Source organism: Longimicrobiaceae bacterium, from assembly GCA_035936415.1.
Classification (GTDB): domain Bacteria; phylum Gemmatimonadota; class Gemmatimonadetes; order Longimicrobiales; family Longimicrobiaceae; genus JAFAYN01.
Map to the genome: position 1 here is coordinate 1 of DASYWD010000488.1, position 12,424 is coordinate 12,424.

At 72.6% G+C, this 12,424-nt stretch carries 5 protein-coding genes; 3 read left to right on the forward strand and 2 right to left on the reverse strand.

From position 1 onward, the window contains the following. Both VGR37_19800 and VGR37_19805 read left to right on the forward strand, forming a co-directional pair. The coding region (locus VGR37_19800; GenBank protein HEV2149654.1) for an amino acid adenylation domain-containing protein at positions 1–5,520 on the forward strand (5,520 nt) is incomplete at its 5' end. Between the two features lie 174 nt (positions 5,521–5,694). Further along, a complete protein-coding gene (locus VGR37_19805; protein HEV2149655.1) occupies positions 5,695–6,108 on the forward strand; it encodes a HEAT repeat domain-containing protein in 414 nt (137 codons plus the stop codon). A 323-nt stretch (positions 6,109–6,431) separates the two neighbouring features. Here the strand turns inward: VGR37_19805 and VGR37_19810 are convergent, their stop codons facing one another. Further along, positions 6,432–6,950: a recombinase family protein gene (locus tag VGR37_19810; protein HEV2149656.1), complete on the reverse strand. Its 519-nt coding sequence runs from the start codon at positions 6,948–6,950 to the stop codon at positions 6,432–6,434. A gap of 387 nt (positions 6,951–7,337) precedes the next feature. After that, positions 7,338–8,366, reverse strand: a complete 1,029-nt coding sequence (locus tag VGR37_19815; GenBank protein HEV2149657.1) for a TauD/TfdA family dioxygenase — start codon at positions 8,364–8,366, stop codon at positions 7,338–7,340. A gap of 1,353 nt (positions 8,367–9,719) precedes the next feature. Here VGR37_19815 and VGR37_19820 point away from each other — a divergent pair. Next, positions 9,720–12,424 (forward strand): amino acid adenylation domain-containing protein (locus VGR37_19820; GenBank protein HEV2149658.1); only part of this gene is annotated, 2,705 nt, incomplete at its 3' end.

The following is a 12,424-nucleotide window of genomic DNA, read 5'->3' on the forward strand; positions in this document are numbered from 1 at the left end:
GCCTACCTCCCGCTGGACCCCGCCTATCCCGTCGAGCGCCTGGCCTTCATGGTCCGCGACTCCGGCGCCCGGCTGGTGGTCACCAGCGAGGCGTTCCGGGCCCGCCTCCCGGAGGGGGCGGAGGCCGTCTGCCTCGATGCCGCGATGGAGGGAGCCGGCATCGACACGGCACCTGCCGTCGCCCTGGCGCCCGAGAGCCTGGCCTACGTGATCTACACCTCCGGCTCCACTGGGACGCCCAAGGGGGTGATGGTCTCGCACGGCGCGCTCGCGCACCTGGTCGCCTGGCACGTCCGGGCCTTCGGCGTGGTCCCGGGCGACCGCGCCACGCAGGTGGCCTCCCCGAGCTTCGACGCGGCGGTGTGGGAGACGTGGCCGTACCTGGCGCACGGCGCCGCGCTCCACCCTCTCCCGGAGGAGGACCGGCTCGCCCCCGAGTCGCTGCAGGCGTTCCTGCTGGACCGGAGGATCACCCTCTGCTTCGTTCCCACGCCGCTGGCGGAGGGGCTGCTCGCGCTCCCCTGGCCGCGGGAGACGGCGCTGCGGGCGCTGCTCACCGGCGGCGACGCGCTGCGGGTCCGTCCGCGCGCCGGGCTCCCCTTCGCCCTGGTGAACAACTACGGGCCGACGGAGGGGACGGTGGTCTCCACCTCGGGCGAGGTTTCCATCGGGGGTGCCGCGGTGCCCTCAATCGGCCGGCCGATCGACCGGGTGCGCGCCCGCGTGCTGGACGCGCACGGGAGCCCCGTCCCGGTGGGAGTGCCGGGGGAGCTGTACGTGGGCGGCGACGGGGCGGCGCGAGGGTACCTGGGGCGTCCGGAGCTGACGGCGGAACGCTTCGTCCCCGATCCGTTCTCACCGGAGCCCGGAGCGCGGCTGTACCGCACGGGAGACCGGGTGCGCTGGCGGCGCGACGGAGAGCTGGAGTTCCTGGGGCGGATGGACGCGCAGGTCAAGATTCGCGGCTTCCGCATCGAGCCGGGCGAGATCGAGGCCGTCCTCCTGGAGCAGCCGGGCGTGCGCGAGGCCGTCGTCGCGGTGCGCGAGGACACGCCGGGGCAGAAGCGCCTGGTCGCCTACGTGGTCCCGCAGGAGGGCGCCGACCTCCCCACGGCGCAGCTGCGGGCGCGCCTGGCCGCCCGGCTGCCGGAGTTCATGGTGCCGGGCGCGTTCGTGGCGCTGGAGCGGCTCCCGCTCAACGCCAACGGCAAGGCCGACCGGCTCTCGCTGCCGGCGCCGGAGCGCGCCGCGGCGGAAGAGGATTACCTGGCGGCGCGCACGCCCACGGAAGAGATGTTGTGCGGGATCTGGGCGGAGGTGCTGGGGGTGGAGATGGTGGGAGCGGAGGACGACTTCTTCGAGCTCGGCGGCCACTCCCTCCTCGCGACGCAGGTGGTCTCGCGGGCACGGCAGGCGTTCGGGACCGAGGTGCCGTTGCGGGCGCTGTTCGAGGCGCCGACCGTGGCGGGGCTGGCCCGGCGCATCGACGCGCTGCGGAGCGCCGGCACGCCGGTCGCTCCGCCGATCGAGCGGGCCCCGCGCGAGGGGCCGCTCCCCGCCTCCTTCGCGCAGCAGCGGCTCTGGTACGTGAACCAGCTGGAGCCGGACAGCCCCGCCTACAACATGCCCCACGCGCTGCGGCTGCGCGGCAGGCTGGACGCGGGTGCGCTACGGGCCAGCCTCAACGAGCTGGTGCGGCGGCACGAGACGCTGCGCACGGTCTTCGCCGAGCACGACGGCGCGCCGGTGCAGCTCGTCCGCGATCCCGCCCCGGCGGCGCTGGCGGAGCTGGACCTGCGGCGCCTGCCGGAGGCGGAGCGGGAGGCGGAGGCCGTGCGGCTGGCCGAAGCCGAGGCGCTGCGGCCCTTCGACCTCTCTCGCGGGCCGCTGCTGCGTAGCACGCTGCTGCGCCTGGCCGACGACGACCACGTGCTGCTCTTCACGATGCACCACGTCGTCAGCGACGGATGGAGCCGCGGTGTGCTGGTGCGCGAGGTCTCGGCGCTCTACGCCGCCTTCAGCCGCGGGGAGGAGCCGCGCCTGCCGGAGCTGCCCGTCCAGTACGCCGACTACGCCGCCTGGCAGCGCGAATGGTTCAGCGCCGGGGTGCTGGCGGAGCAGGTCGGATACTGGAAGGACCAGCTCGGCGGCGCCCCTCCGCTACTGGAGATCCCCACGGACCGCCCCCGCTCCGCCGGGCAGAGCGCGCGCGGCGGGACCCACCGCTTCACCGTCCCGACGGCGGTGTCGCGGGGGCTGCGGGCGCTCTCGGCGCGGGAAGGGACGACGCTGTTCATGACGCTGCTTGCGGCGTGGCAGGCGCTGCTGGGGCGGTACGCGGGGCAGGCGGACGTGGTCGTGGGCACGCCGATCGCGGGGCGGACGCAGCGGGAGACCGAGGGGCTGATCGGCTTCTTCGTCAACATGCTGGCGCTGCGCGCCGACCTGTCGGGGGATCCCACCTGGACCGAGCTGCTGGGTCGGGTGCGGGAGACGGCTCTGGGGGCGTACGACCACCAGGAGCTGCCCTTCGAGCGGCTGGTGGAGGAGCTGGCGACCGAGCGCAGCCTCGCCCACGCACCGGTGTTCCAGGTGGTGTTCGCGCTGAACCGCGCGGGTGCGCGGGACGACCAGCTGCGCCTGGGAGAGGTGGAGATGGAGCCGTTCGGCGGGGACGCCGAGGTCGCCAAGTTCGACCTGGACCTGGCGATCGGGGACGTCGGGGAGGAGCTGGGCGGGACGCTGGTCTACCGCGAGGCGCTCTTCGAGGCCGGGACCGTCGCGCGCATGGTCGGCCACCTGCAGGTCCTGCTGGAAAGCATGGTGGCCGATCCGGGGCGGCGGCTCACGGAGGTGTCGCTCCTTTCGCGATCCGAGCGTGCCCGGGTGCTGGAGAGCTGGAACGCGACCGCGGCCGACTACCCGCCGGCCAGCCTTCACGAGCTGGTCTCGGCACAGGCGGCGCGCACCCCCGACCGGGTGGCGGTCGTCTGCTCGGGCGAGGCGCTGATCTATGCCGACCTGGAAGCGCGCGCCGACCGGCTCGCCCGCCACCTGCGATGCCTGGGCGTGGGCCCGGAGACGCGCGTGGGCGTCTGCGCCGAGCGCTCCGCCGAGCTGGTCGTCGCCCTGCTGGCGGTTCTCAAGGCCGGCGGCGCCTACGTGCCGCTGGACCCGTCGTATCCGGCCGAGCGTCTGGCCTACATGCTAGAGGACTCCGGCGTGCCGGTGCTGCTGGCGCAGGAGCGCCTGCGGGAGCGGCTCCCCGCGCACGACGCGCAGGTCGTCTGCCTGGACCGCAACGCCGGCCGGATCATGGCCGGGAGCGCGGAGCCCCTGCCGCCGCCGGCCGATCCGGACGCGCTGGCGTACGTCATCTACACCTCCGGCTCGACCGGCAGGCCCAAGGGGGCGATGAACGCGCACCGCGGCATCGTCAACCGGCTGCTATGGATGCAGGCGGAGTACGCCCTAACGCCGCACGACGTGGTGCTGCAGAAGACGCCCTTCAGCTTCGACGTCTCGGTCTGGGAGTTCTTCTGGCCGCTGATCACGGGCGCGCGCCTGGTGCTGGCGAAGCCGGAGGGGCACCGCGACCCGGCCTACCTCGCCGGGCTGATCGAGCGCGAGGGAGTCACGACGCTGCACTTCGTCCCGCCCATGCTGGCGGCGTTCCTGGAGGCAGGCGAGCCGGGGCGGTGCGGGTCGCTGCGGCGGGTGATGTGCAGCGGCGAGGCGCTGCCCTACGAGCTGACGGAGCGCTTCCGCGAGGCGCTCCCCGGCGCGGAGCTGCACAACCTGTACGGACCGACAGAGACGGCGGTGGACGTGACGTACTGGGCGTGCGAGCCGCGGGAGCGGCGCGTGGTGCCCATCGGCCGGCCGGTGGCGAACACGCGCGTGTTCGTGCTGGACGGAGCGGGTGAGCCGGCGCCGGTGGGGGTCCCGGGGGAGCTGTACCTCGGCGGGGTGCAGGTGGGGCGCGGCTACCTGGGACGGCCGGAGCTGACGGCGGAGCGCTTCGTCCCGGACCCGTTCGGCGGGACCGGAGGGCGACTGTACCGGACCGGGGACCGGGCGCGCTGGACGTCCGCCGGGGAGCTGGAGTACCTGGGGCGGATCGACCAGCAGGTCAAGATCCGCGGCTTCCGCATCGAGCCGGGCGAGGTCGAGGCGGCGCTTCTGGAGCACGGAGCCGTGCGGGAGGCGGTCGTGCTCGTCCGCGAGGACGTGCCGGGCGAGAAGCGGCTGGTCGGCTACGTGGTGCCGATGGGAGGCGAGGTCTCGCCCGCGGAGCTGCGGGCGCACCTGCAGGCGCGTCTTCCGGAGTACATGGTGCCGTCGGCGCTGGGGGTGCTGGAGAGCGTTCCGCTCACCCCCAGCGGAAAGGTCGACCGGGGGGCGCTGCCCGCGCCGGAAGCTGCGGGCGTCCAGGACACGTTCCTGGCGCCGCGCGACGTCGTCGAGCTGCAGCTCGCGCGCGTCTGGGAAGAGCTGCTGGGCGTCCGGCCGGTGGGAGTGCGCGACGACTTCTTCGCGCTGGGGGGGCATTCCTTCCTCGCCCTGCGCCTCCTGGCCGCGGTGGAGCGGCTCGCCGGCAGACGGATCCCCCTGGCGACGCTGCTCGCAGGGCCTACCGTGGAGCGGCTGGCCGGCGCAGTGCGGGAGGAGGCTGCGCTCCCGGCGGCCGGACCGCTGGTGCTCATGCAGCCGGCCGGCAGCGAGCCGCCGCTCTTCTTCGTCCACGCCGCGGGCGGCAGCGTCGTTTCGTACGCCGCGCTGGCCAGGCACCTGGGGTCTCGTCAACCCTTCTACGGCCTGCAGTCCAGGGGATTGGAGGGGGAGGAGCACCCCCACCTCCGCGTCGAGGACATGGCGGAGGACTACCTGGCGCAGCTCCGCGCGGTGCAGAAAAAGGGGCCGTACCGCCTGGGGGGGTGGTCCATGGGCGGGCTCGTCGCGTTCGAGATGGCGCGCATGCTCGAGGCGGCGGGGGAGGAGGTCGAGCTTCTGGCGCTGCTGGACTCCCGGGCTCCACGCGATGCCTCCTCCTCCTTCGACCCGGACGACCCGGGCCTCCTCGCAGCCTTCATGCTGCACCTGGGGGTCTCCGAGGAGCGGATCGCTCGTGCAGCGGAGCAGATCGCCCCGCTTCCTCCCGCCGAGCGGCTGCGGTCGGCGTGGGAGGCTGCGCGGGCGGCGGCCGTGGTGACGGAGGACCTGGAGCTCGCCCGGTTCGAGCGGCTGTGGACCGTCTTCCGTGCCAACGTGCGTGCCGTCGCCGCCTATCGGCCGGGGCCCTGTGCGTCCGACCTGCTGCTGGTGCTCGCAGAAGACCGGGCCGTACCGGCCACCGCGGAGTCGGCAGGGTGGGAGGCGCTCACAGCCGGGACGGTGAGGAGCGTGACTGTTCCCGGGGACCACTTCAACCTGGTCCAGGAGCCTCACGTCCGTGAACTCGCCACCGTACTCGCGGGTGCCCTCTCGTCCACTCCCCCGCGGCATGATCAGCGACGCTGATCGCTGCTGCGGAGTGGCGGGCGCACCGTCAAGCCGGACTGTGGCTGTGTTGCTCGGGATCGATGAACGGCCGGCGGAGGGCGCCGGGCGGGCTATCTCCATTCCATGCGCAAGGCTCTGCTCCCCGTCTCCAGCGGGATCACGAAACGCGGAAGCGGGCAATCCTCCCCGGAGGTGTGTCCGTGGAACAGCTTCTCGTCGGAGACCGGCGAGCAGGCGTTCCTTCCGCGCGCCGGGGTGGACGGGGCGGCGCTGATCGAGTTGATGGGGCTGACGCAGGAGGAGTTCTCGCGTTGCTTCAAGGGCTCGCCGGTGAAGCGCGCGAAGCGGCGCGGGCTGCTGCGCAACGTGGCCGTCGCGCTGGGGAACTGGGGCTCGCCCGAGGCGGTGCCGGTACTGGCGGAGGCGCTCTCCGACGCCGAGCCGCTGGTGCGCGGACACGCAGCGTGGGCGTTCGGGCGCATCGCGTCCAAGGAGGGCTGTCCCCCCGAGGTAGTCTCCGAGACCGGTGCCTTGCTGACCTCCCGACTTCTTGTCGAGGAGGACGAGTGGGTGCGCGAGGAACTGGCGCTCGCGCTATCCAGCTGACGGCCGACCGCGAAGTACTTCGGGGCGTCGGGTGCACTGAGAAGCGCGACGACAGCGCTCTTGTTGTTGGCCTGCTTCATCCCTGGGATAGGCTCGATAACGATCATCACGTCCAGGACCCCCCGGTCGAGCAGGATTCGCCGCTCCTCCAGTCCCACACGGTCCCAGGTCTCGCTCAGGTTGCGCGTCTCGTTGATTACGCGGGATAGACGCTCCCACGCGATGCTGCGGGAGCGGGCGAATTCCTCGGCCTTTTCCATCTCGCACGGGCGGCCTTGAGCGAACCTCGGCCTCGTAGCTTGCGGACGCGCGCTGCGTGAGGGTCAGGTCCTTGATCGCGGTCTTGAGCTCGTGAGCGGCCACCGTCCATGCGCGACAGCCGTGCTGGACGTTGGCCTCGTGGATCTCCGGATGCAGGGCTTGTTGGGCGTGGGGTGCACGTAGGTGCGCTCGTTCCCCTGGTCCTTCCGATTGCGACCGCCGTGGTACTCGATCCCGCAGTGGGCACAGACGGGGCGGAGGACGAACGTGCCCTTCGATGTCCGTTTCTTGTTGTGCGGATCGCCCTCTCTCCGCTCTACCTCCTTCTGAACCTTCCGGAAGAGGTCGACGTCGACGCGTGGGCTCCACTGCGCCGAACGCCTCACGGCCTCGGCTTTGTCGTCGCGGGTCTTCACCTCGCCGATGAGATGCCGGTTGGTGAGAAAGTTCCGGATGTGGCGACGCCCCAGGACCCCACCCTGCGGGGCTCTCAGCCCCTTCCCCCACTCTACGCGGCCCGGATCGCCGAGCCGGTCGTCTATGCCAGTGGTGCCGACCGCGGCGGCGGAGTTGCTGCGCATGGACGACATCCCCGCGAGCGTGCGGACGCTGAACCTGGGCGGCGAGCCGCTGCCCAACGGCCTGGCTCAGGCGCTCTACGGCCTGGGCACCTTCGAGAAGGTTGGCAACCCCGTAGTGGCGGCGGGCGCGGTGGCGAACACGCAGGCGCTGGAGCCGGTGCCCCTGGGCGCGGCCCGCGATGCGTGCTTTCGCCGGTGCGACGGGGGTCCCTTTAATTTACGGCCGCTGTCGAAACAGGCGAGCCCCGGCCGAATCGGATCCGCCGGGGCTCGTTCTCACCAGATGCATACTTCCAACTCGACCCGGGTCTTCGCGGGCGCCGACGCCACCCGGGCTCCCTTCTTCCCGTCCGCTCCGGCGAACTTGGTGAGGTCGGAGCGCGCCGGTCAGCCCTGGCTCCAGCCGGAGTCGTGGGGCTCGGCCATTCCCACCACCACCCTGCGCTCCCCGGTAAAGGGGGAGCGCGCGTGCGCCATCAGCATGTTGTCCAGCAGCAGCACGTCGCCCTTCTCCCAGGGGAAGACTAGTGCCTCGGCGTCGTAGGCCGCGCGGATGGCGGCGAACACCTCGGGGGCGATCGGCGAGCCGTCGCCGTAGTAGGTGTTGCGGGGGAGGTTCTCCTCCCCGAACTCCTCCACCATGACCTCCACCATCTCCGGGTCGAGGTTGGAGACGTGGAACAGGTGCGCCTGGTTCATCCACACCTTCTCGCCGGTGGTGGGGTGCGCGGCCACCCCCTGACATACCTGGCGGGTGCGCAGGTGGTCGTCATCGACCCACTCGGCTTCGATCCCCGCCGCGCGGCAGAACTCGTCCACCTCCTCGCGCGTCTCGGCCTGGAAGACGCTCTGCCAAGGGAGATCCATCCACGGGGTGTAGTTGCGCACGTACATCACGCCCAGCCGCTCGAAGCGGTCCCGGATCTCCGCCGGGATCCGGTCGTACACGCGGCGGCTGTCGGCGATGGGGGTCTCCCCGCCGGTCTCCGCCACGATCAGCGAGAGGAAGCCGATCTTCATCGGCCAGGTGCTGGTGTAGGACATCTCCGTGTGGAACGGGATGCGCTGGTCCGCGGGGTATTCGGTGGAGGTGAAGACATTGCCCTTCACCTGGGTCCGTGGCGAGGAGCGATAGGTGTAGGGGAGGAGCTCGCCGGACGCGGAGAGCATGAAGCGCTGGAACTCGTCCACGTCTTCCACGCCGAAGCCGCGGAGGAGGATGGCGCCGGCCTGGTGTATCATGCGCTCCAGCCAGGGGCGGTTCTCGCCGGCCCAGTCGGCCAGCACCAGCCCCTGCTCCGCGGGGCGCACCACCACGGGGGCGGCGGGAAAGCCGTTCAGCCGGCCGGTCTGCACGCGGCCGTCGTGCTCCGGCGCGATCCCGGGGACCTGCTCCACTTCGTTGGCAACGCTCATTGGTCGCTCCTCGCGAGGGGATGGTGTAGGTGCGGGCCGAAAAGTTGAACGGGTAGGCGGCGGCATCGCATCTCCTGCAGCGGCGCGGCCGTCGCAGGATCAACCGGACTCCTGCGAGCTTCCATTTCTGCCCAAAGGCCGGTCGGATCAGGTCCCTGCGCAGCATCCCCACGGGTTGCAGTATAGGCGTCCGCGCCGAAGGAATGCAAGGGTTGGCCTGTTTTACCGGTCTTCCTCAACATCCGGTACGTCTGGAACTCCGAGCTCGTGGGGCAACTTCCGGTCGCCGCCCAGACCGGGTACGGCTCATCGTGGAAATACCGAGCGAAGCGGCACACGGGCTTGTGCGAAACGGGGCCCGAAGCGTTTTCGCTGTTCGGCAGAGATCGCACGCATAGTATGTGACGATAGCTGGAGCGAGCGGCTGCGCGCGTGCCGTCCGGGAGAGCAGCGGCAGCAAACGCCTCGCTGGTCGAGAAGGGGTCGCTTCCGCGAGGTGGACGCCGCGGGGTGGGAGGAGGAGGCGCTGCGGGAGCGGCTGGCGTCCGACGCGCACCGGCGCTTCGACCATGAGGCCACCCCGCTCTTCCGCGCCGACCTCTTCCGCCGCGGGGCCCCCGGCGACGTGCTCCTCCTGACGATCCACCACGCGGTGGTGGACTTCTGGTCGAACGTGATCCTGCTGGGGGACCTCACCGCGCTCTACGAGGCGGAACTGCATCACGCTCCGGCCGACCTCCCCCCCACCGGCGGAGCTACGCCGAGCGGCTCGCCCCGCTCCGCGATCCAGTCCGGGGCGCTCCCGCGCGGGAGCTGTTCGTTTCAACCGCCCGCACCGGCTGGAGCAGGCGGGAATCGCCGGGGTGATGGTGGGGGAGCCCGGGGCCCGCTCCCATCCACGAGCGCACCACCCCCTGCAACCTGTGCCTGTGGGCCGGGGAGACGGGCGGGGCGCTGTCGCTGCGGCTCCAGTACGCCGCCGACCTCCTCGAGCCGACACCGCCGCGCGGCTGGCGTCCGCGCCCGCCAGGCCGGCCTCCCCGTGGACCCGCGGCAGCTCTTCCGGCACCCGACCGTGGCCCGGCTGGCCGCGGAGCTCGGCGACCTCCCCCATGGAGCTCCCGGCGGTCGGCTCGGCGGCACCGGGACGAGATGTGGGTCGTAGCAAAAATTGTCTTGACATGTGCGGAAAGTGGGCTTATGCTGTCTCAGGTCCCGACCGGCTGAGGTCGGGTACGTGGAAGGGAGAAATTAGTACACGCCAACATCCGCTGGTTTCGGGGCGGCCCGTGGGTCCCCCGTGGTTCTTCCCGTGAACCCGTGCTCCCTATGAGCGGTCCGCAGCCGGAGGATGTGTATCCGCTTACCCCCATGCAGGAGGGGATGCTCTTCCACACCCTCCTCGCGCCCGGGTCGGACCTCTACCTGGTCCAGTACGCGCTCACCCTGCGGGGGAGAGTGGACGCGCCCGCCCTGCGGCGCGCCTGGGAGCACGTGGTCGAACGCCACCCGGTGCTGCGGACCGGGTTCGAATGGGGGCAGGGGAAGCGGCCGCGGCAGGTGGTGCACCGCTCGGTGCCGCTCCCCTGGGAGGAGATTGACCTGCGGGGGCTCCCGGCCGGCGAGCAGCAGGAGCGGCTCGCGGCGCTCCTGCGCTCGGACCGCGCGCGCGCCTTCGATCCGTCCCGCGCGCCGCTCCTGCGGGTCGCGCTCGCCAGGCTGGGGGAGGACACCTTCCGGCTCGTCTGGACCCACCACCACCTGCTGCTGGACGGCTGGTCCGCCCCCCCGGTGCTCGGCGAGGTGCTCGCCTGCCACGAGGCCGGGCTGCGGGGCGAGCTCCCCGCGCTCCCCGCCAGGCGGCCCTTCCGCCACTTCGTGGACTGGCTGGAGGCGCAGGACCCGGACCGGGCACAGGCGTTCTGGCGGGCGGAGCTGGCGGGGTTCGGCACCCCCACCCCGGTCCTGCCGGAGCGGGCCACTGGCGAGGAGGGGACGGGAACGGCCGAGCTGCGCCTGCCGGCGGTGCTCACCGCGGGGCTGCGCTCGCTGGGGCGGAGGCACGGGCTGACGCTGGGCACCCTGACGCAGGGCGCCTGGGCGCTCCTCCTTTCCTGCTACGCGGGGGAGGACGACGTGGTCTTCGGGACTGCGGTGTCCGGCCGTCCGGCGGAGCTGGAGGGGGTAGAGGAGATGGTGGGGATGTTCGTCAACACCATCGCGGTGCGCGCCAGGCTGTCCCCGGGCCTCCCGGTTGCCGAGTGGCTGGGGGAGCTCCAGTCCCGTGTCGCAGCGGCCCGGGAGCACGAGCACGCCCCCCTGGCGGAGGTGCAGCGGTGGAGCGACGTGCCCCCGGGGGAGCCGCTCTTCCGCAGCCTGCTGGCCTTCGAGAACTACCTGGTGGAGGACGTGCTCGGCGCGGGGGGGGCGGGGCTCGCGGTGGAGGTCGACGAGCTCGCGTCGCGGACCAGCTTCCCGCTCACGCTGACGGTGACGCCGGGGGCCCGGATGCAGGTGCGGGCGCGCTACGACCGGAGCCGCCTGGACGGGGACGCGGTCGGGCGGATGCTGGGCCACCTCGCCACGCTCCTGGGCGGGATCGCCCGCGCGCCCGAAGCGGCGCTGGCGGAGGTGCCGCTCCTGGCGGACGAGGAGCGCCGGCAGCTGCTCGTGGAGTGGAACCGCACCGGGGCCGACCATCCGCGGGACCTGTGCATCCACGAGCTGTTCGCCCTGCAGGCGGCGCGCACCCCCACCGCCCTGGCGGTCGTGTACGGGGAGGAGCGGCTGACCTACGCGGAGCTGCACGAGCGGGCGTGCCGTCTCGCCCGCGGGCTGCGGCGGCGCGGGGTGGGGCCGGAGGTCCGCGTGGGGATCTGCATGGAGCGGAGCACGGAGCTGGTCGTCGCGATCCTGGGGGTGCTCGCGGCGGGAGGCGCGTACGTCCCGCTCGACCCGGCGCACCCGCCGGACCGCCTGGCGCTGATGCTGGCGGACTCGGCCGCGGCGGTGCTCCTCACCCAGGAGCGGCTCCTCCCGCGCCTCCCCCCCTCGGCCGCGGAGACGGTGTGCGTGGACTCGGCGGCCGCGGGCCGGGCCGCGCGGGAAGATTCCGCGGAGGTGCGCAGCGGCGCCGATCCCGACAACCTCGCCTACGTGATCTACACCTCCGGCTCGACCGGCACCCCCAAGGGCGTGCTGGTCGAGCACCGCTCGGTCGTGAACCTGGGCGTGCTGCTGCAGCGCGCGGTCTACGACCGGTTTGAGGGGGAGTCCCCCCCGAGCGTGAGCATGAACGGGCCGTTCACCTTCGACACCTCGGTGAAGCAGCTCGTCCGGCTCCTCGCCGGGAGCACGCTCCACATCGTGCCGGAAGAGGTCCGCTACGACGGAAGCGCGTTCGCGTCGTACCTGAGAGAGCAGGAGGTCGAGGTCCTCGACTGCACCCCCGCCCAGCTCCGCCTCCTCCTGGACGCCGGGCTGCTGGACGCGCCGGCCGGCCCCCCGAGCGTCTTCCTGGTCGCGGGCGAGGCGATCGACGAGACCACCTGGCGGCGGCTGGGCTCGGCGGAGGGGCGGAGCTTCCACAACCTGTACGGGCCGACGGAGTGCACCGTGGACGCGGCCCTCTGCGCCGTCTGCGGGGCGTCGCCCACGCCCGTGATCGGGAGGCCGGGAGCCAACGTCCGCCTCTACGTCGTGGACCCGTGGCTGCGGCCAGCCCCGCCGGGGGTGCCCGGGGAGCTGTACATCGGGGGAGCCGGGGTTGCGCGGGGATACCTGGGACGGCCGGGGCTGACGGCCGAGCGCTTCCTCCCCGACCCGTTCGGCGAGGAGCCCGGCGCGCGGCTCTACCGCTCGGGAGACAGGGTGCGCTGGCTCGCGTCCGGCGAGCTGGAGTACCTGGGGCGGATGGACCACCAGGTCAAGATCCGCGGCTTCCGCATCGAGCCCGGCGAGGTGGAAGCCGCGCTCGCCCGCGCCCCGGGCGTGCGCGAGGCGGCCGTGGTGGCGCGGGAGGACGAGCCCGGAGAGCGGCGCCTGGTGGGGTACGTGGC

What these genes read in the sequence shown, in the direction of transcription:
- VGR37_19810 (HEV2149656.1), bottom strand. Translation starts at nt 6,950, where the DNA reads ATGCGCAGCAACTCCGCCGCCGCGGTCGGCACCACTGGCATAGACGAC.
- VGR37_19815 (HEV2149657.1), bottom strand. Translation starts at nt 8,366, where the DNA reads ATGAGCGTTGCCAACGAAGTGGAGCAGGTCCCCGGGATCGCGCCGGAG.